This is a genomic window from Luteibacter sp. dw_328 (genome assembly GCF_018449605.1).
In the GTDB taxonomy this organism is placed as follows: domain Bacteria; phylum Pseudomonadota; class Gammaproteobacteria; order Xanthomonadales; family Rhodanobacteraceae; genus Luteibacter.
On the sequence record NZ_JAAVUW010000002.1, the window covers coordinates 228,777 to 247,695 of the forward strand.

The 18,919-nt window shown below is 64.2% G+C and carries 17 protein-coding genes and 1 tRNA gene; 15 read left to right on the forward strand and 3 right to left on the reverse strand.

The window, feature by feature from the left end; translation table 11 throughout:
• Positions 1-185 precede the first annotated feature (185 nt).
• The 9 genes from thrS to HB634_RS05660 all read left to right on the forward strand — a co-directional run bounded on the left by thrS (position 186) and on the right by HB634_RS05660 (position 7,799).
• Positions 186-2,087: a threonine--tRNA ligase gene (thrS, locus tag HB634_RS05620; protein ID WP_213947874.1), complete on the forward strand. Its 1,902-nt coding sequence runs from the start codon at positions 186-188 to the stop codon at positions 2,085-2,087.
• A 30-nt stretch (positions 2,088-2,117) separates the two neighbouring features.
• Complete coding sequence (gene infC, locus HB634_RS05625; protein WP_082879064.1) at positions 2,118-2,660, forward strand: translation initiation factor IF-3; 543 nt, start codon at positions 2,118-2,120, stop codon at positions 2,658-2,660.
• Positions 2,661-2,959: 299 nt separating this feature from the next.
• The gene (rpmI, locus tag HB634_RS05630; RefSeq protein ID WP_046966439.1) at positions 2,960-3,157 is read left to right on the forward strand and encodes a 50S ribosomal protein L35; all 198 of its coding nucleotides are present in this window, start codon (positions 2,960-2,962) and stop codon (positions 3,155-3,157) included.
• Positions 3,158-3,171: 14 nt separating this feature from the next.
• Complete coding sequence (gene rplT, locus HB634_RS05635; RefSeq protein WP_063571988.1) at positions 3,172-3,531, forward strand: 50S ribosomal protein L20; 360 nt, start codon at positions 3,172-3,174, stop codon at positions 3,529-3,531.
• A gap of 99 nt (positions 3,532-3,630) precedes the next feature.
• Positions 3,631-4,623, forward strand: coding sequence for a phenylalanine--tRNA ligase subunit alpha (gene pheS / locus HB634_RS05640; protein WP_063571987.1), 993 nt, complete (start codon positions 3,631-3,633; stop codon positions 4,621-4,623).
• 33 nt (positions 4,624-4,656) lie between these two features.
• Positions 4,657-7,038, forward strand: coding sequence for a phenylalanine--tRNA ligase subunit beta (gene pheT / locus HB634_RS05645; protein ID WP_213947875.1), 2,382 nt, complete (start codon positions 4,657-4,659; stop codon positions 7,036-7,038).
• Between the two features lies 1 nt (position 7,039).
• The gene (gene ihfA, locus HB634_RS05650) at positions 7,040-7,339 is read left to right on the forward strand and encodes an integration host factor subunit alpha (RefSeq protein ID WP_036114917.1); all 300 of its coding nucleotides are present in this window, start codon (positions 7,040-7,042) and stop codon (positions 7,337-7,339) included.
• The gene (locus tag HB634_RS05655) at positions 7,320-7,676 is read left to right on the forward strand and encodes a MerR family transcriptional regulator (RefSeq protein ID WP_036114913.1); all 357 of its coding nucleotides are present in this window, start codon (positions 7,320-7,322) and stop codon (positions 7,674-7,676) included. Before ihfA ends, HB634_RS05655 begins: the two co-directional genes overlap by 20 nt.
• 46 nt (positions 7,677-7,722) lie before the next feature.
• A tRNA-Pro gene (locus HB634_RS05660) sits at positions 7,723-7,799 on the forward strand.
• Between the two features lie 140 nt (positions 7,800-7,939).
• Here HB634_RS05660 and HB634_RS05665 read toward each other — a convergent pair.
• Positions 7,940-8,632 carry a hypothetical protein gene (locus HB634_RS05665; RefSeq protein WP_213947876.1) on the reverse strand — a complete coding sequence of 231 codons (693 nt, stop codon included), beginning with the start codon at positions 8,630-8,632 and terminating at the stop codon, positions 7,940-7,942.
• Between the two features lie 132 nt (positions 8,633-8,764).
• Between HB634_RS05665 and HB634_RS05670 the strand changes: the two genes are divergently transcribed.
• From HB634_RS05670 to HB634_RS05685, 4 genes are all read left to right on the forward strand, one after another.
• Positions 8,765-10,093 (forward strand): homocitrate synthase, encoded by a 1,329-nt coding sequence (locus HB634_RS05670; protein WP_255548400.1) that lies wholly within the window; start codon positions 8,765-8,767, stop codon positions 10,091-10,093.
• Between the two features lie 79 nt (positions 10,094-10,172).
• Positions 10,173-11,120 carry a sensor domain-containing diguanylate cyclase gene (locus HB634_RS05675; protein ID WP_213947878.1) on the forward strand — a complete coding sequence of 316 codons (948 nt, stop codon included), beginning with the start codon at positions 10,173-10,175 and terminating at the stop codon, positions 11,118-11,120.
• Positions 11,121-11,294: 174 nt separating this feature from the next.
• The gene (locus HB634_RS05680) at positions 11,295-11,723 is read left to right on the forward strand and encodes a helix-turn-helix transcriptional regulator (protein WP_213948169.1); all 429 of its coding nucleotides are present in this window, start codon (positions 11,295-11,297) and stop codon (positions 11,721-11,723) included.
• Positions 11,720-12,133 (forward strand): VOC family protein, encoded by a 414-nt coding sequence (locus tag HB634_RS05685; protein WP_213947879.1) that lies wholly within the window; start codon positions 11,720-11,722, stop codon positions 12,131-12,133. The genes HB634_RS05680 and HB634_RS05685 overlap by 4 nt, the downstream gene beginning before the upstream one ends.
• On the opposite strand, the gene serA is transcribed toward HB634_RS05685, so the two are convergent.
• Positions 12,127-13,362 (reverse strand): phosphoglycerate dehydrogenase, encoded by a 1,236-nt coding sequence (gene serA, locus HB634_RS05690; protein WP_213947880.1) that lies wholly within the window; start codon positions 13,360-13,362, stop codon positions 12,127-12,129. The genes HB634_RS05685 and serA overlap by 7 nt on opposite strands.
• Before the next feature lie 123 nt (positions 13,363-13,485).
• Between serA and HB634_RS05695 the strand changes: the two genes are divergently transcribed.
• Positions 13,486-14,868, forward strand: a complete 1,383-nt coding sequence (locus tag HB634_RS05695) for an FAD-binding oxidoreductase (protein WP_213947881.1) — start codon at positions 13,486-13,488, stop codon at positions 14,866-14,868.
• Positions 14,869-15,080: 212 nt separating this feature from the next.
• Positions 15,081-16,037, forward strand: coding sequence for a prolyl aminopeptidase (gene pip / locus HB634_RS05700; protein WP_213947882.1), 957 nt, complete (start codon positions 15,081-15,083; stop codon positions 16,035-16,037).
• Between the two features lie 117 nt (positions 16,038-16,154).
• On the opposite strand, the gene HB634_RS05705 is transcribed toward pip, so the two are convergent.
• A complete protein-coding gene (locus tag HB634_RS05705) occupies positions 16,155-18,890 on the reverse strand; it encodes a lamin tail domain-containing protein (RefSeq protein ID WP_213947883.1) in 2,736 nt (911 codons plus the stop codon).
• Positions 18,891-18,919: the final 29 nt, after the last annotated feature.

The window sequence follows — 18,919 nt, forward strand, 5'->3', positions numbered from 1 at the left end:
ATTTGACACGGCAGCACGGCTGATCTAGCTTTTGCCCGATAACCACGCGACCAAGGTGGCCTGCGGTAACGCTGGCCGAGAGTGCGACATGCGGACTACGCGCCTCCCAACCTGATCCCACGCCACGTCTTCGTCGTCACCGAAGGGCGTATGGCGCCCTTTTTGTTTGTCCGGAATTTGCAACCATGATCCAGATCACGCTACCCGACGGCAGCCAGCGCCCGTTCGAGCATCCCGTTTCCGTGCAGGACGTTGCCGCCTCGATCGGCGCCGGCCTCGCCAAAGCCACCCTGGCCGGCAAGGTCGACGGCAAGCTGGTCGACGCCAGCTACACGATCGACCACGACGCCGCCCTCGAGATCGTCACCGAGAAGAGCCCCGAGGCGCTGGATATCCTCCGCCATTCCACGGCCCATCTGCTTGGTCAGGCCGTGCAGCGCCTTTTCCCGGGCGCGCAGGTGACCATCGGTCCGGTGATCGATAACGGCTTCTTCTACGACTTCGCCTACGAACGGCCGTTTACGCCGGACGACCTCGTCGTCATCGAGGCCGAGATGGAGAAGATCGTCAAGGAGCAGATCCCGGTCACCCGTTCGGTGAAGAGCCGCGACGACGCCATCACGTTCTTTCGTGGGCTTGGCGAGGAGTACAAGGCACAGATCATCGAAGGTATCCCGGCGAACGAGGAGCTCTCCCTCTACACCCAGGGTGAGTTCACGGATCTCTGCCGTGGCCCGCACGTGTCCAACACGGGCAAGCTGCGCGCGTTCAAGCTGATGAAGGTCGCCGGCGCCTACTGGCGCGGCGATTCCAACAACGAGATGCTGACCCGCATCTACGGCACCTCGTGGCTGAACGACAAGGACCTCAAGGCCCATCTGCTTCAGCTGGAAGAAGCCGAAAAGCGTGATCACCGCCGCATCGGCAAGCAACTCGACCTGTTCCACATGCAGGAAGAAGCGCCGGGCATGGTGTTCTGGCACCCGAAGGGCTGGGCCATCTGGCAGGCTGTGGAGCAGTACGTGCGCGGTGTTTACCGCAGCAGCGGCTATAAGGAGGTCCGTGGTCCGCAGATCATGGACGTCAGCCTGTGGAAGAAGTCAGGTCACTGGGACAACTACCAGGAGAACATGTTCTTCACCGAGTCGGAGAAGCGCACTTATGCGCTCAAGCCGATGAACTGCCCGGGCCACATCCAGATATTCAACACCCACCTGCACAGCTACCGCGACCTGCCGATCCGCTACGGCGAGTTCGGCGGCTGCCACCGTAACGAGCCTTCGGGCGCGCTTCACGGCATCATGCGGGTGCGCGCGTTCACCCAGGACGACGGCCACATCTTCTGCACCCCGGCCCAGATCGAAGACGAGGTCGCGGCGTTCCACGCCCAGGCGATGAAGGTCTATGCCGACTTCGGATTTGACGACATCGCCATGAAGATCGCCCTGCGTCCGGAAAAGCGCATCGGTGCGGACGAGGTCTGGGACAAGGCCGAGCACGCCCTGCGTGCCGCCCTCTCGGCAGCCGGCGTGGCATGGGAGGAGCTGCCGGGTGAGGGCGCCTTCTACGGCCCGAAGATCGAGTACCACATGAAGGACTCGATCGGCCGCGCCTGGCAGGTCGGCACCATGCAGGTCGATTTCATGATGCCCGAGCGCCTTGGCGCCGAATACGTGGACGAGAACTCACAGCGCCAGCATCCTGTCATGCTGCACCGGGCCATCGTCGGTTCGATGGAGCGTTTCATTGGTATCCTGATCGAACACCACGCGGGCTTGCTTCCGCCCTGGCTTGCCCCCATTCAGGCAGTAGTGTTCAGCATCACCGATGCACAGGCCGACTATGTGCGCGAAGTCACCCAAACCCTTGTCGGACAAGGCTTCAGGGTTGAGGCCGATTTGCGCAACGAGAAAGTCGGATATAAAATCAGGGAGCATACGTTGCAGAAGGTCCCTTATCTCATCGTGGTCGGCGACCGCGAGAAGGAAACGGGCACCATTTCCGTACGTACCCGTGGCGGAGAGGACCTCGGCAGCATGCCGGTGGCCCAGTTCGTCGAAAAGCTGAAGGCCGAGACGCAGCGCTGATCGCTCGCGTCCGGCACCTGGTTCAATCTTCTGGAGGATAGCGGTATCGCTACGACCGATAACAAGGGTAATCGCAAGAACAAAGACATCCGTGTCCCGCAGGTCCGCGTGCTTGGCGCGGAAGGCGAGCAGCTCGGAATCATGCGGACGGATGACGCCATCAAGGCCGCTGAAGAGCTGGGCATGGACCTGGTCGAAATCCAGCCGAACGGCGATCCGCCGGTCTGCAAGATCATGGATTACGGCAAGTTCAAGTTCGAAGCCCAGAAGAAGGCCTCGGCTGCCAAGAAAAAGCAGAAGCAGGTCGAGATCAAGGAAGTGAAGTTCCGCCCCGTCACCGACGAAGGCGACTACCTGATCAAGCTGCGCAAGATGCGTGAGTTCCTTGTAGAAGGCGACAAGGTCAAGGTCACGATCCGCTTCCGCGGCCGCGAAATGTCCCATCAGGACCTCGGCCAGAACCTGGCCCGTCGGGTCCAGGGCGATATCGGCGAAGACGGCGTGGTGGAGTCCTTCCCCCGTCTCGAAGGCCGCCAGATGGTCATGATGATCGGCCCGAAGAAGAAGATCTGATCCCCCCCCCCGGAAGCGGCGCCCCTTGTGGGAGCCGCTTCAGCGGCGATCCCGCGGCAGCGGGCCACAACCACGGCGAGCACCCATTCGCCGATGAATCGGCTCCCACAAAGAGCCATCGGGCCTATTCAGGCGCGATAGGGGCCATAGGCACCACTGGCGCAGCCCTTCACGTTTCGGTATCATCGCCGGCTCGGCCCGTATGGATAGGCCGAACCACCGTACCCGGCAGGAAGGAAAGTGCGTTGCCCCTGGGCACGCCGCCGGAACAGTCAGCAACCCGAATACGGAGCATTCCGATGCCCAAGATCAAGACCAACCGGGCGGCAGCGAAGCGTTTTCGCAAGACCGCATCTGGCAAGTTCAAGGCTGGTCACGCCTTCAAGTCGCATATCCTGACGAAGAAGTCGACCAAGCGTAAGCGCGGCCTGCGCGCTCCCAACCACGTGAAAGCCTGCGACACCAAGAGTGTGGCTCGCATGCTGCCGTATCTTTAAGGGAGGGTTGAACCATGGCTCGTGTTAAGCGTGGCGTTACCGCCCGTCGTCGTCATAAGAAAGTCATCGGTCGTGCAAAGGGCTATTACAACGCCCGTCGCAAGGTCTTCCGCGTAGCCAACCAGGCCGTCATCAAGGCTGGTCAGTACGCCTACATCGGCCGTAAGCAGCGCAAGCGTCAGTTCCGCGCTCTGTGGATCGTCCGTATCAATGCCGCCGCTCGTCAGTTCGGCCTGTCGTACAGCCGCCTGATCAATGGCCTGGCCAAGGCTGAGATCGCCGTCGACCGCAAGGTCCTCGCTGACCTCGCCGTGCACGACATCAAGGCATTTGGCGTGATCGCAGAGAAGGCCAAGGCCCATCTGGCTGCGTAATCCGCTTTACCACGCGTCGTAGCGATACGGCGCGATGATGGATAACGTGGGGAGAAGGCCTGGCCTTCTCCCCATTTTTTTTCCCCGTCAGGAACACCGATGGAATCGATCGAGCATATCGACGCGTCCCTGCGCGACATCGAAGCCGCATCCTCGCTCGAGGCACTCGACGCCGTTCGCGTCGGCCTGCTGGGCAAGAATGGTGCGGTCACCGCGGCGCTGAAGGCGCTGGGCCAGCTGTCCGGCGACGAGCGCAAGGCGCGCGGCGCGGAGGTGAACCGGGTCAAGGAACGCCTGACCGACGCCATTGCCGCTCGCAAGCAGTCCCTGGAGCAGGCCGAGCTGGATCGTCGCCTCGCCTCCGAGCGCATCGACGTGACCCTGCCGGGCCGCGACGGTGAGTACGGCGGCATCCACCCGATTACCCGCGCCCTCGAGCGCATCGCCGATATTTTCGGCCGCCTCGGCTACCAGCGTGCCGACGGTCCCGAGATCGAGGACGACTGGCACAACTTCGAGGCGCTCAACTTCCCGCCGCATCACCCTGCGCGCGCGATGCACGACACCTTCTATTTCGGTGACGGGCGCCTTCTGCGTACCCACACCTCGCCGGTGCAGATCCGCAGCATGCAGGGCCGGCAGCCGCCGATCCGCATCATCGCGCCGGGCAAGGTCTATCGCAGCGATTCGGATCAGACGCATTCGCCGATGTTCCACCAGATCGAAGGCCTGCTGGTCGACGAGACTTCGAGTTTCGCCGACCTGAAGGGCACGCTGGCCGAATTCATCCGCGCGTTCTTCGAGCGCGATTTCGAGATGCGTTTCCGTCCGAGCTACTTCCCCTTCACCGAGCCCTCGGCCGAAGTGGACATCCGCTGGGATGCCGAAGACGGTAGCGAGCGCTGGCTCGAAGTGCTCGGCTGCGGCATGGTCCATCCGACTGTGCTGAAGAATTGCGGCATCGATCCGGAACGTTATACGGGCTTCGCTTTCGGCCTCGGCGTAGAGCGCTTCGCCATGCTGCGTTACGGTGTCGGCGACCTGCGCGCCTTCTTCGAGAACGACCTGCGCTTCCTGCGCCAGTTCGCCTGATAGCCGTCGACCCCACGTTAACGAGTCGCTCCCATGAAATTCTCTGAAAACTGGCTGCGTGAACTGGTTGCCATCGACGCGGATCGCGCGACGCTGGTCCACGCACTGACGATGGCTGGCCTTGAAGTCGAAGAGGTCACCCCGCTGGGTGAGCACCTCGACGGCGTCGTCGTCGCCGAGATCGTCGAGGCGGTGAAGCATCCCGAAGCCGATCGCCTGCAGGTGTGCAAGGTGGACGCGGGGCAGGGCGAGTTCCTGCAGATCGTCTGCGGTGCGCCGAATGCGCGCGTGGGCATCCGCGTGCCGCTGGCGAAAGTGGGCGCAAAGCTTCCGGGCAACATCGACATCAAGGCAGCGAAACTGCGCGGTGTCGATTCCTTCGGCATGCTCTGTTCGGCGAAGGAGCTCCTCATCGACGCCGATGCATCGGGCCTGCTGGAACTGCCGGCGGACGCCGTGATCGGTCAGCCGCTCGCCGAGTACCTTGGTCTGCCCGATGCCAGCATCGAACTGAAGATCACACCGAACCGCCCGGACGTGCTCGGCCTCAACGGCCTGGCGCACGACGTCGCCGCGCTGTTCGGTAGCCGCGTCAAGACCATTGGCAGCGCCGCGGCGCCCGTCACCGCCAGTGCCGCTCGCGACGTCCGCCTGGAAGCGGGAGCCGATGCGCCACGTTACCTCGGTCGCATCATCGAAGGTGTCGACGCCAGCGTGTCGTCCCCGCTGTGGATGGCTGAGCGCCTGCGTCGCGCCGGTATCCGTCCGATCAGCGCCATCGTCGACATCACGCAGTACGTGATGCTGGAGCTTGGCCATCCGTTGCACGCGTTCGACAACGATAAGCTCTCCGGCGCCATCATCGTGCGCCATGCGGGGCAGGGTGAAAGCCTCAAGTTGCTCGATGGGCGCGACGTGAAGCTCGATCCCTCCTTCGTGGTCATCGCGGACGAGGCGAACGCACTGGCCCTCGGCGGCATCATGGGCGGCTTCGACTCTCGCGTGACCGACACCACGCGCACCGTCTTTCTCGAGGCCGCGCACTTCGCGCCGGCGGCGATCATGGGTCGCGCGCGCAAGCTCGGCATGCATACGGATGCCTCGCATCGCTACGAGCGTGGCGTCGATCCAGCGCTGCCCAGGCGTGCGATCGAGCGCGCGACCGAACTGCTGCTGCAGATCGCCGGCGGCAGCGCGGGCCCGGTCACCGTGGCCGAGCGCCTCGAAGACCTGCCCAGCCATCCGCCGGTGATGCTGCGCCATGCCCGTCTCCGCCGCCTGCTTGGCATCGACGTGGCAGGCAGTGAGGTCACCCGCATCTTTACCGCCCTCGGCATGCATGTGGTCGAACTCGCGGACGGCTGGGAAGTCACGCCGCCGAGCAGCCGTTTCGATATCGAACGCGAGGAGGACCTCATCGAGGAGGTCGCGCGCATTCATGGCTACGACCGCATTCCGACGCACATCCCGGCCGGGCAGATTGCCTTGCAGTCCGAGCCGGAAGCGCGCCTGAGCGAGATGGCCTTGCGCGACCAGATTGCCGCGCGCGGTTACTTCGAAGCAGTGACGCTGTCCTTCGTCAATGCCGACCTGCTTACCACCTGGGGTGTCGATAAGGACTGGGTGCCCTTGGCCAACCCGCTTTCGGCAGATCTGGCCGTCATGCGCACCTCGTTGCTGCCGGGCCTGATCGAAGCACTGCGTCATAACCGCGCACGTCAGCAAGAGCGTGTGCGCCTGTTCGAAGTGGCCCGTAGCTTTCATGCCACGGGTGGCGCACCCGACGAAGTCGGCCGTGTCGCGGTGGTCGCCAGTGGCGCCGCGCGCGCCGAGCAGTGGGGCGAGCCGACCCGTCCGGTCGATTTCTTCGATCTCAAGGGCGATCTCGATGCGTTGATCGCCCACACCGGCGAGCCGCAGCGCTGGTCGGTCGACACCCAGGATCTTCCGTCCTGGCTGCATCCCGGCCGCGGTGCACGTGTCCTTCGCGACGGCCAGTCCGCCGGCTTCCTGGGTGCACTGCATCCGGCGCTGGCCAAGGCGCTGGACCTGGGTCCGGACGTCCACGTGATGGAACTGGCCCTTGAGTGGATCCTCACCCGTCGTCTCCCCAGCGCGGGACCCGTGGCCCGTTTCCCTGCCGTTCGCCGCGATATCGCCGTGGAATTGCCGGAAGAGGTGTCCTGGTCGGCCGTCGAGGCAGCCGTCCGCGGGGCCATCGGCGAGGTTCTCAGGGAGATCCGCCTGTTCGATCGGTACGCCGGGAAGGGGATCGACGAAGGACGAAAGAGTCTCGCTATGGGCTTGATTTTACAGGACGCTTCACGCACCCTTACCGACGAAGATGCCGACGCTCGCGTGGCAGAAGCGGTGGGGGCATTGGAGAAGACATGCAAGGCAAGACTGCGAGGATAAGATGGCGCTGACCAAGGCGGAAATGGCCGAGCGGCTTTTCCTCGACGTGGGTCTCAACAAGCGTGAGGCCAAGGAATTCGTGGACGCGTATTTCGAGGTCGTACGCGAGGCACTGGAACGAGGTGAGCAGGTCAAGTTGTCCGGCTTCGGCAATTTCGACCTGCGGCAGAAGAATCAGCGGCCCGGTCGCAATCCCAAGACCGGCGAAGAAATTCCCATCTCGGCCCGGCGGGTTGTCACCTTCCGTCCTGGTCAGAAACTCAAGGTAAGAGTCGAGGGTTATGCTGGATCCAGGGAATAACACCGAACTTCCGGCGATCCCGGCGAAGCGCTACTTCACCATTGGTGAAGTCAGTGAGCTTTGCGGCGTCAAGCCGCACGTCCTTCGCTACTGGGAGCAGGAGTTCCCGGCCCTCAAGCCCGTCAAGCGCCGCGGCAATCGCCGCTACTACCAGCGCCACGACGTGCTCATGATTCGCCAGATCCGCTCGTTGCTTTACGACGAGGGCTTCACCATCACGGGCGCCCGCGCTCGCCTGGAAGGCCCGCAGGCTCGTATGGAAGCGAGCATGTCGCACCAGATCGTCCGTCAGGTGCGTCTCGAACTGGAAGAAGTACTGACCCTCCTTCGTCGCTGACCCGCTTCCGCAGGTCACGGCGTTGCTGCTACAATCGTTTGCTCGTCGGGGTGTAGCGCAGCCTGGTAGCGCACTACGCTGGGGGTGTAGTGGTCGCGAGTTCGAATCTCGCCACCCCGACCATTATTCAAAAAAGCGGCGTCCCTCGCGGGGCGCCGTTTTTTTTTGAACCATGTGGGAGCCGATTCATCGGCGAAAAACCAACGAAGCGATGATGCGAAAGCCCTGCGCGGGAGCCGGCTTCGCCGGCGATAGCGACAAGGTCAGGTAGAGGGTGCCATCGTCGCCGGGGTCGCAACCGCCGGCCCGGCCGCCGTGAATTCCCGCACCACCGACGCGGTCTTCGACTTCCTCTTGAACTCCGTCGTGACCACCAGCCTCGAATGATTAGCCGCAACCGCATAGTGCTGCACGATGTCCCCGCGCTTGTCGTCGATGTGGATGACTATCACCAGATCGTCGCCGTCCCAGCCCGCCCGCGTGACGTCACCCGCGTTGTCCTTGCCCGTCACCATCGGCACGTTGCTCGCACGGCCGTTGGACGAGATCACGAGGTTGCCCGGCCGTATCGCGATGTCCAGTGTGTCGGGAAGCAGCAGGGCGCGACGAAGCATGTCGCCGCTTCCGCTGACGGCGTTGCCGGCGCCACCGCCTGCACCTGCGCCACCACCCGCACCGCCGCCGTGCCGGCTGCCACCGCCCATGCCACCACCTCCCATGCCACCGCCACCTCCGTGACCGTGGCCGCCACCCATGCCGCCGCCGTGACCGGACCCGCCGGCCGCAGGCGCGGCGTCGGGGTCCTCGCTGTGGGATACGTCGACCACCCAGTGGCCGTCGAAGGAGTGCGGATGGTCGGGAGAGGCGGCCAACCGGATGCCGTTACTGGCGCAGCCAGCGAGAGCGACGATGCAGGCGATCGTCAGGCCACGCAGGGCAGGGTGGGAACGGTGCATCGATAGGGTCCAGGCTTGGGGTTATGGACTGTCCAACGTGAGCCAGAAAGTTACGTTGACCCGGCTCAAGATTTCCCGCGGTCCGCCGAAAGCCATCGTGTCCGCCGGTCACGGCGATCAAAGGGGATGACGATGACGCTGGAAGCTCGCGAGCGCGCAAGCGCTGCCTTGAACGACGCTCGGGCCAAGGCCGCCCGCCTCGCCGATATCGACCCTTTCATGATCGACCTCTCCCTGCGCGAGAACCCCGTGGGTTCGCGCGTCGGCCAGACCCTGGACGAAAAGCTCGCGATCCTGCCTCAGCTACGCACGTTTGGTTTTCGCAATATTTCGTTGGGCACGCTGGATTACGCGATTCCCGACGAACTGGAAGTCGACGATGACTTCATGATCCGCCTGCGTGATACCGGTACGGACATGACTGGTTGCTTCGCCTTCACCGCGATGGGTATCGCATCGCCCGACGGCACGTTTACGCCCGATCCGTCGCAGCTGAAACTTCGTGACTATCGCGTGCCGAATACGGTGAGCGAGATCTACCTCAGTTCGTTCGGCATGGAAGGCATGTACGACCTTCCCACGCTCAAGCGGAGCCTGCCAGCGAGCGTCCAGTGGCTCAGGGAGAATATCGTCGGCGAGGATGGCGGGGCACCGCGCATCTTTATCAACATCGTCGACGGTTGCGATGCGTTCGCCGAGGCAAGCGACGCGACGTTCGAGATCATGGAGCTGCTTGCAGGGTTGCCGATCGAGGGCGTCACGATGGAGGACGACCGTGGCACCTACATGCCCTTCCAGGTCGGCGCCTATGTCGCCGCCGCGCGAGCGATCCTGCCGCCGTCGATGAAGCTGTTGATGCACATCCACTCTGGCGCGGGCTTCGAGAATGCCTCCATGATCGAGGCTTTGCTCAATGGTGCCGACGGTGCCTGGGGCGGCTTGCCGAAGCGTGCGGCGGTCATCGGCCACGCTTCCCTCGGCGAGTTGCTGGCCAACCTCGTCAGGACGGGCAACAGCAAGGTCACGAACACCTACCGCATGGACGAACTCCTGCCGTTGTCCACGGATCTGCAGGTGCTCGACGAGGCCGGCCCGGTGCCTGACGACCTGCCCATCTTTGGACACAACGCCTATCGGCTGTCGCTGGGTGCGTTCCGCCAGCGCCCCGATCGCTTCATGGACCTGCCGCCGGACCGCATCGGCGGCGAGTATCGGTATCGCATCTGCCCGGTGGTGAGCGACGTGGAAGCGGTGCGTGGCCGGCTTGCCGAGGTGAGTGGCAAGCCGCCGGAGGACTATGCGGACGAGGTGATCACCATGATGATTCGTCTGATGCGCCGGGAACTCCGTCGCGGCCTGCGTATCGATTACGACGAGCCGGAGCAGGTCATGGCCCTGTACGCCCGCGCGCTGGCGGCCCTGGCACAGCTCGTGTCCATCTCCTCCGGGGAGCCGGCGTAGTCTCCGGGGCCGTGGGACTAAGTTTTTGCCGTTTCCGCCGGTACACTGTCGGGGCCGTCGGTGGGGGACAAGGCAGGTCATGAGCATCGAAGACATCATCCGCGAAGAAGACGTCGGGGTTTACAAGACCCTGCTCGAATCCACGCGTGCCATTCCCTGGAAAATCGAATGGGCGACGCTGAGCTTCGCCTACATCGGCCCGCAGATCGAAGAGCTGTTGGGCTGGGCGCCGCAATCCTGGGCGACGGTGCAGGACTGGGCGGATCGCATGCATCCGGAAGATCGCGCCTGGGTCTTCGACTTCTGCGTCTCGCAGTCCATGGCCGGCGTCGACCATGAAGCCGATTATCGGGCGCTGACCAAGACCGGTGAATACGTCTGGATTCGCGATGTGGTCCACGTCGTGCGCAATCCGGACGGCTCGCCGAATGCACTCATCGGCTTCATGTTTGACATCAGCGAGCGCAAGCGCACCGAAGAGAAGTTGCTCGACATGCAACGCGAACTGGAGGAGTTGTCCTTCAAGGACGGGCTCACTGGCGTCGCCAACCGTCGTCGCTTCGACATGGTCATGGAAATGGCCTGGCGGGACGCGCGGCAGAGCCGCCAGACCTTGTCGCTGGTCGTCCTCGATATCGACTTCTTCAAGCAGTACAACGATCACTACGGCCATCTGGAAGGCGACGAGTGCCTCAAGCGCGTCGCGTCGGCACTGTCGAACATCGTGCGGAACCCCGACGACCTGCTTTGCCGCTTCGGTGGCGAGGAATTCGTGCTCCTGATGCAGAATACCGACGAGGCAACCGCCCTCGCGCTGGCCTGGCGCTGCCTCGACCTGGTGGAAAAGGCCATGATTCCGCATGGGGGTCTGGGCGCAGGCAAGCGGCTTACCCTTAGTGCGGGTGTGCATACCCTGGTGCCCAAGGAAGGCGACGAGATCCTGCCGGCGATTGCCGTGGCAGACCGTCGTCTCTACCTGGCCAAGCAGCGCGGACGCGCCCGCGTCGTCGCCGAAGGCGGCGACTAACCAGGTCGCTCCATGCAGGCGACTACATCGATGACTACCGGCTCGAAAGGAGCCGATTCATCGGCGATGGGTACTTGCGCCACGGTCAGAAATCGCCGCTGAAGCGGCTCCCACATCGAGGGTGAGACGGTGGACCCGGAGATACTGCGCCGCCTGCTACGCGCAAAGGACCGGATGGATGCCGCCTCGAACGAGGCCTGGCCGGTGCACCGTCTCGCGCGCGTAAGCCACGTTTCCGAAGCGCATTTCGCGCGCTCGTTCAAGCAGGCCTTTGGTCTTCCTCCGCACCGCTACCTGCTCACTCGCCGCCTCGAGCGGGCAAAGGCCTTACTGCGGGACACAGCGTTGCCTATCCTCGACATCGCACTGCAGACAGGCTGGAACAGCCTGGGTACGTTCGGCCGCGTGTTTCACGATGTGAATGGAAAGAGTCCCAGCGCGTGGCGCGCTTTTGAGCAGGCTGCCCGGCATAAACTGGCCGAGGTGCCGCACTGTTTCGTCAGCGCCGCCTACAGGCCCGACATCACGACCGCAGTTTCGGAGAAGCGACGGATCGTGCAGGCTGGTAAAAAAGGGGCTCCCAACAAACCGGAGTTCTCATGAGCCAGGGTATCGGAGTAGTAGGGCTGTACGTTCGCGACCAGGACGAAGCCCTCGAGTTCTATGTCGAAAAGCTCGGATTTCGTGTCCACACCGACGCGCAAAACGGCGACTTCCGCTGGCTGACCGTGCAGCACCCGGAGCAACCCTCGCTGCAGTTGGGTCTGTTCAAGCCGCAGGCACCGGTGCTCGACGAGGCGACCGCGCAAACGATGAGCGAGGTGGTGGCGAAAGGCGCCATGCCGCCGCTGGTACTGAACGTCGACGACTGCCGTGGCGCCTACGAACGCATGCGCGCCCGTGGTGTGGAATTCACACAGGCGCCCGAAGAACGCTACGGCAATGTCGACGCCAACTTCCGTGATCCCTCGGGCAACGGATGGAAGATGATCGAGTCCCGTCGGCCTCAGTAGAGCGCGCGTGCCTTGAGGGTGCCTTCGATCGCCGCCAGTTCGTTACGCAACGAGGCGGCGTGTTCTTCTGTGGTGGTCACGTCGATCACCACGTAGCCCACCTGGCCGGACGTTTGCAGGTACTGGCCGTCGATGTTCACCGCGGCGCGCGAGAACACGTCGTTTACCCGCGACAGCACGCCGGGAATGTTCCGGTGGATGTGCAGCAGGCGTCGGCTGGTCGGGTGACCGGGCAGGGATACCTCGGGGAAATTCACCGCGGAGAGTGTGCTGCCGTTGTCGCTGTAACGCACCAGCTTCGACGCCACCTCGATGCCGATGTTCTCCTGAGCCTCGGCGGTGCTGCCGCCGACGTGCGGGGTGAGGATGACGTTGTCCATGCCCACCAGTGGCGAGATAAAGGGGTCGGTATTGCCCTTCGGCTCCACGGGGAAGACATCGATGGCCGCGCCGGCCAGGTGCTTCGAGCGCAGCGCGGCAGCGAGCGCATCGATGTCGACGACGGTACCGCGCGACGCGTTCACCAGCATCGAGCCGGGGCGCATGCGGGCGATCTCGGCGGCACCGATCATGTTTTTCGTCTGTGCCGTTTCCGGCACGTGCAGGGTCACCACGTCGGCACGCTCGAGGAGGTCTTCGAGGCTCGAGGCCGGCCGGGCGTTGCCGAGCGAAAGCTTGGCTTCCACGTCGTGGAAGATCACCCGCATGCCCAGCGATTCGGCGAGCACGCCAACCTGGGTGCCGATGTGGCCGTAGCCGACGATGCCGAGGACCTTGTCGCGAACCTCAAAGCTGCCGGCCGCCGATTTCGACCAGCCGCCACGGTGGCACTCGGCATTCTTTTCGGGAATGCGGCGTACCAGCATGATCGTCTCGGCGATGACCAGCTCGGCCACGCTGCGGGTGTTGGAGTAGGGCGCGTTGAACACCGGCACGCCCAGGCGCTCGGCTTCCGCGGTATCCACCTGGTTGGTGCCGATGCAGAAGCAGCCGACGGCAATGAGGCGTCGCGCTTCGGCCAGGACCTCGGCCGTAAGGTGGGTGCGCGAGCGGATGCCCACGATGTGCGCGTCGGCAATGCGCTCCTTGAGGTCGTCCTCGGAGAGCGACTTCTCGTGGAACTCGATCTGCGAGTAGCCGGCCTGACGGAAGGTATCCAGCGCGCTGCGGCTGACGCCTTCGAGCAGCAGGACCTTGATGTCTTCTTTCGGGTACGACGTGCGCTTCATGGCCGGGCTTCAGATCCGTGGACGAGAGACTCACTATGCCAGAGAGTGCCGTTCATGTTGCAGCGCAGTGGACGCATGGCCGTCGCGCTGGCACCCTGCCGGGGAACCCCGAGCGAGAGCCCCATGACCGATCCGCGCCTGTCCGAGCTTGCCCGCCTGCTGCCCGAGCTCAAGTTGTCCACCGACCCCGGCGACCTTGAACACCACGGTCGCGACTGGACGCGGCGCTGGGCGCCCGCTCCTTTGGCAATCGCCTATCCCGCCTCGATCGAGGAAGTACAGGGCATCGTCCGTTGGGCCAACGACGCGGGCGTGGGCGTGGTCCCCTCGGGCGGCCGGACGGGCTTGTCGGGCGGTGCCGTCGCGGCGCACGGTGAGATCGTGGTCAGCCTGGACCGGATGAACCGGGTACTCGACTTCGACCCGATCGACCGGACGCTGACCGTCCAGCCGGGCATCGCCCTCGAGGCGGTGCACAACGCGGCCCGGGAGCGCGGTCTGCTCTATCCCGTGGATTTCGCCGCCCGCGGGTCCTGTCAGATCGGTGGCAACATCGCGACCAACGCAGGCGGCATCCGGGTCATCCGTTATGGCAATACGCGCCAGTGGATCGCCGGGCTCAAGGTCGTGACGGGCACCGGTGAACTCCTCGATCTCAACCGTGGCCTGGTCAAGAACGCGTCCGGCTACGACCTGCGCCACCTGGTGATCGGTTCCGAAGGCACGCTCGGACTCGTCGTCGAGGCCACGCTGAGCCTTACCTCCCCGCCGCCGCCTTCCCAGGTGATGCTCCTGGCGGTGCCGGCGATGGACGCGTTGATGAAGGTGTTCGCCGAGGCGCAGCACCGCCTGACGCTGGGTGCCTTCGAGTTCTTCACCGATCGCGCCTTGCATCATGTGCTGGCCCACGGTGCGCAGCGACCCTTCGAGGAAACGTATCCGTTCTACGTCGTCACCGAGTTCGACGCGGCGGATGAGAAGGTCGAGGCGGCGGCGCTGGCCTTTTTCGAGTTCTGCCTCGACGAAGGCTGGGTGGTAGACGGCGCGATCAGTTCGAGCGAGGCGCAAGCCGCCGCCCTGTGGCGTCTGCGTGAGGGTATTACGGAGAGCCTCGCGCCCCATAAGCCCTACAAGAACGACGTCTCCGTGCGGATTTCTGCCGTACCGGCCTTCATGGCCGACATGCAGGCCCTGCTCGCGGCGGAGTACCCGCACTTCGAGGTGGTCTGGTTCGGCCACATCGGCGATGGCAACCTGCACATCAACGTGCTTAAGCCGGCCGACCTGGACAACGCGGCGTTTGTCGAACAGTGCGAGCACGTCACCTCATTGCTCGTCGACACGCTTCAACGGCATGGCGGCAGCATCTCCGCCGAGCACGGCATCGGGCTGGTGAAAAAAGCATGGCTGGGCAGCGTACGCAGTGAGGCGGAGATCGCGCTGATGCGGGGCATCAAGGCGGTTTGGGATCCGAACGGTGTCATGAATCCCGGGAAGCTGCTGTAACCGGTCCGCTGCCGCGGGATCGCCGCTGAAGCGGCTCCTACCGAGCGGGGGGCGCGCGTTGCCTTGTAGGAGCCGATTCATCGGCGATGGGTGCTTGCCTCAGACTGGCCCGCTGCCGCGGGATCGCCGATAAATCGGCTCCTACAGGGTGTGGCGTCTGGCGGGGCGCCCCATTAGCCTTGTCATCTCCCCGACATCAAAAGACCGCCCCCATGGCCCAGGACTCCCCCGACCTCTACCCCCCGATCGAGCCCTACAACAGCGGCACGCTCAAGGTCTCCCCGCTGCACACGCTCTACTTCGAGGAAAGCGGCAACCCGCACGGTAAGCCGGTGGTGTTCCTGCATGGTGGCCCGGGCGGCGGCACCAACCCGCGCTGCCGCCGTTTCTTCGACCCCAAGGAGTACCGCATCGTGCTGTTCGATCAGCGCGGCTGCGGCAAATCCACGCCGCACGCCGAACTGACCGACAACACGACCTGGGACCTGGTCGCGGACATCGAGACCCTGCGTGAGCACCTGGGCATCAACACGTGGCAGGTATTCGGTGGTTCATGGGGTTCGACGCTGGCGCTCGCGTATGCGGAAACGCATCCGGCGCATGTGAGCGAGCTCGTGCTGCGCGGCATCTTCATGCTGCGGCGTTCGGAGCTGGAGTGGTTCTACCAGGGCGGCTGCGACATGCTCTACCCGGACGCGTGGGAAACCTTTCTTTCGGCGATTCCGCAGGCCGAACACGGTGACCTGATCAGCGCCTACCATCGCCGGCTTACCAGCAGCGATCCCGCCGTTCGTGTGGCCGCCGCACGTGCGTGGTCGGTGTGGGAAGGTGCGACCAGTTACCTCTACCAGGACGAAGGCCACATCGCTTCCAGCGGCGAAGACGAGTTTGCGCTGGCGTTCGCGCGCATCGAGTGCCACTACTTCGTCAACGCGGGTTTCTTCGAAGTCGACGGACAGCTCCTCCGCGACGTCGGCAAGATTCGCCACATTCCCACGGTGATCGTGCAGGGGCGATATGACGTGGTGTGCCCCGTACGTAGCGCATGGGACTTGCATCGCGCGTTCCCGGAGGCCGATCTGAGGATCGTGCAGGACGCGGGGCATTCGGCGTTCGAGCCGGGGATCGTGCGGGAGTTGGTGCAGGCGACGGATCGGTTTACGCGGTAAAGCATCGCCGCTGAAGCGGTTCCCACAGGCAGCCGCTTCGTGGCTACGGCCGGCTTGGTGTGGGAGCCGCTTCAGCGGCGACGGTTGCCCGGCGCAAGCCGGGCAACCCCTCTCACCTCAGAACAACCCCAGCGGCAGCGTCAGCATATCCACCACGAAACCATCGTGGTCGGACGAACCCATCGCCTTCTTTGCATCGGTAGCCGTGGCCGAATCGTCCAGCGTCTGCACCGGTGCGTCGAGGTTGCCGCGGCCGTACTGCATCTTCAGGAACAGGCCGCGCGCCACGGTATTCAGCAGCGCGTTGTCGAGTACCTGGTGGGTCGGTACCTGGCGCGGAGCCTGGCCCTGGATGTTGCCGAAGTTCTCGGTGAACAGGAACGAGTAGCGATCCTGTTCCGGCACCGAATCCACGGCATTCCACAGCGTCGGTTTCACCAGGTTCTTGCCCAGCTTCAGCAGGTTCTGGCTGTCGTCGTAACGGCCCGCAATCAGGCCAACCACGTCGGTGAAGCCGTCACTGAACTGGTAGGAGTTGAAGTCGCCCACCACCAGCAGCGGTGCAAGCAGGTTCTTCCGGTCCGTCTGGATCGCCTGCACCTGGGTGGCGAGGGATTTGGCCTGTAGGAAGCGCTTCTCGCGGTCGCGATCGGCGGCGTCGCCGGTCTTGTCCACGTTCTGGCGAGCCTTCGGATGGACGGCGATCACGTTGACACGCATGCGGCCGATGATCGACGGCACCTCGGCGGTCAGCAGCAGCGGCGGATGGTCGTGCAGGAACGAGACGGAACCTTCGTCGTCCCAGGTTTCGTCCGCACCCAGCTGACGCACGTCGAGCACACGCACCCGGTCCGTACGGACGAGGAAGCCGACGTTGATGCCACTCGGATCGTGGCCCGGCTGGAGGATGGCTTCGTACTGCGCCGGGTAGTCGTCACCCAGCTGCTTTGCCAGACCCTGCAGGACGGCCAGGCTCTTCACTTCCTCGACCGAGAGGATGTCCGGCAGCTTGAGTACGCTACCGATGTACGCCGAGAGTCGCTGCGTCTTCAACGCGACCTGGGCCGGCGTCGGCTCGGTGTCGCCGCCGCTGCAGGTGAAGGTCGTATTGAAGTCCGAGTCGCAGAAGCGCTCCATGTTGAACGCACCCACGCGTGTTGCATAGAAGGGACGCGAATCGACCGCGCGCGGCAGCGTAGCGGCCTTCTTGATCGTGATCTTCGTTGGGATGAAGGTGTACATGCCGAAGGCGTAGGACATCACGCCTTCGGCCTTGAAGGTCGTGCCTGCGTTGAACGGGGTGTTTGCCGCCACTGCACCGAAGTCGGCCGTGTTCATCTTGAACACTTCGGGGTTACCCGACCAGTTGGGCAGGTTCACACCCGCAGGCACCGGCACGGTGTAACGCACGCCCGGCTTGCGCAGCGAGCGTGTGCCGTTCGCGGTGATGTACACCTCGGCAAAGGGCTCGTTGCTGAAACGCAGGTTACCGGTCGTGATCATGCCATTGTCGATCACGACGCGCATGCCGACGTAGCACTGGTAGTTCGTCGTGCCGCAGGAAAGCGCATTCGGATCCGTCGACGGAATGCTGTTACCGAACGCCACAGCCCTCGGCAGGTGCGCGCCGTGCATGCTCGTGGTGATCGTGGCGTTTTTCAGCTCGGGCAGGTTGAAGTAGTTGTCCACCGTGGCTTCGACATCGACCACGTCGCCCGACTTCACTGTCGGCGCCGTGCTGGTGAACACGTAGATGCCATTCGAGGTGAGCGGGTCGGCATCGGCGCGATTGTCCGGCGTCTGGATGGTGAAGCCGGCGGGGCCGACCGCCGTGACGATGTTCGCGTGCGTGGCGACACGTTTGCCGACCAGCGGCGAGACCTGGCCCGTGCCGGTGACCTGCCAGATTTCCGCGGCGACAGGGATTTCATTGAGGATCGCGCCCACCGCTGCGCTTTTCGCAATGGTGACATCGCCTGTCGCGTCGCTCAGGTTGACGCGGAACGCCTTGTCGGGACCGGCGGCCTTTGCGCCGTGCACCGTGACGTTGAGTGTGGCGCTGTTGCTGCCGGTCGGAATCGTCAGTGTGGTATCGACGGCGTCGTAGTCACCGGCGGCTACCGTAGCGGTGTCGTCCGCCGTTGCAGCGTGCACGCTCACGTCGGTGGTCACCGGCTGGCTGAGCGTCACGGCGAACGGCAGCGTGACGTCGTCGCCATTGCGCAGGCTCACCGTGGCATCGGCGACGGAAAGGCTCGGCCCCTGAGCGACGCAGGGCGACGTGCTGGCGCGCGGCGCCGTCGGTGCGACCTTGACCCAGTCCGCCGAGTTGTCGCCACTGGACTGCGGGAAGCCGGCAGGGTTCGTCTTGCGGCCATAACCCTGGTCCGTATTGCTGCTGCCGAGCGTGGCAAGCGGCGTGCCCAGCTTGTAGGCCGACCCGGAGCTCAGGCCCACCTGGTCGATCACCGTGCCCGAGCCATTGAGCAGGGCGAGGCCGCCATCGTCCGTGACGCCTGTCGAATACTTCAGGTCGGGCGTGACGCTGCCGGAGTAACCGGAAGCTGCCGTGTTCGCGAGCAGCAGGAAACAGCCCGGGGCGACCGACGTGCCCGCCGGGAACGTGAAGCGTGTGCCGGTCGTCCCGGCCGAGTTGGACGCGTTGAGTTTGTAGCCGGAAACGTCCAGTGCCGCGGTGCCGGTGTTCTGCACCTCGACGAACTCGTCGTTGCCCCCGGCGGGTCCGCGAACGCGGAACTGGGTGATCGTAAGGTCCGCGGCTTGCAGCGGAAGAACGGCCATAAGGCCTGCCAGCGCCGCCCATGTGGCGCGCCGTGTCGTGGTCAAACGCATTCGAATATCCCCTCGAGTCGTTGAGATGT

Excerpts from the sequence above, each read along its gene's own strand:
- thrS (WP_213947874.1), top strand. The coding sequence starts at position 186 with ATGATCCAGATCACGCTACCCGACGGCAGCCAGCGCCCGTTCGAGCAT.
- rpmI (WP_046966439.1), top strand. The coding sequence starts at position 2,960 with ATGCCCAAGATCAAGACCAACCGGGCGGCAGCGAAGCGTTTTCGCAAG.
- rplT (WP_063571988.1), top strand. The coding sequence starts at position 3,172 with ATGGCTCGTGTTAAGCGTGGCGTTACCGCCCGTCGTCGTCATAAGAAA.
- pheS (WP_063571987.1), top strand. The coding sequence starts at position 3,631 with ATGGAATCGATCGAGCATATCGACGCGTCCCTGCGCGACATCGAAGCC.
- pheT (WP_213947875.1), top strand. The coding sequence starts at position 4,657 with ATGAAATTCTCTGAAAACTGGCTGCGTGAACTGGTTGCCATCGACGCG.
- ihfA (WP_036114917.1), top strand. The coding sequence starts at position 7,040 with ATGGCGCTGACCAAGGCGGAAATGGCCGAGCGGCTTTTCCTCGACGTG.
- HB634_RS05655 (WP_036114913.1), top strand. The coding sequence starts at position 7,320 with ATGCTGGATCCAGGGAATAACACCGAACTTCCGGCGATCCCGGCGAAG.
- HB634_RS05665 (WP_213947876.1), bottom strand. The coding sequence starts at position 8,632 with ATGCACCGTTCCCACCCTGCCCTGCGTGGCCTGACGATCGCCTGCATC.
- HB634_RS05670 (WP_255548400.1), top strand. The coding sequence starts at position 8,765 with ATGACGCTGGAAGCTCGCGAGCGCGCAAGCGCTGCCTTGAACGACGCT.
- HB634_RS05675 (WP_213947878.1), top strand. The coding sequence starts at position 10,173 with ATGAGCATCGAAGACATCATCCGCGAAGAAGACGTCGGGGTTTACAAG.
- HB634_RS05680 (WP_213948169.1), top strand. The coding sequence starts at position 11,295 with ATGGATGCCGCCTCGAACGAGGCCTGGCCGGTGCACCGTCTCGCGCGC.
- HB634_RS05685 (WP_213947879.1), top strand. The coding sequence starts at position 11,720 with ATGAGCCAGGGTATCGGAGTAGTAGGGCTGTACGTTCGCGACCAGGAC.
- serA (WP_213947880.1), bottom strand. The coding sequence starts at position 13,362 with ATGAAGCGCACGTCGTACCCGAAAGAAGACATCAAGGTCCTGCTGCTC.
- HB634_RS05695 (WP_213947881.1), top strand. The coding sequence starts at position 13,486 with ATGACCGATCCGCGCCTGTCCGAGCTTGCCCGCCTGCTGCCCGAGCTC.
- pip (WP_213947882.1), top strand. The coding sequence starts at position 15,081 with ATGGCCCAGGACTCCCCCGACCTCTACCCCCCGATCGAGCCCTACAAC.
- HB634_RS05705 (WP_213947883.1), bottom strand. The coding sequence starts at position 18,890 with ATGCGTTTGACCACGACACGGCGCGCCACATGGGCGGCGCTGGCAGGC.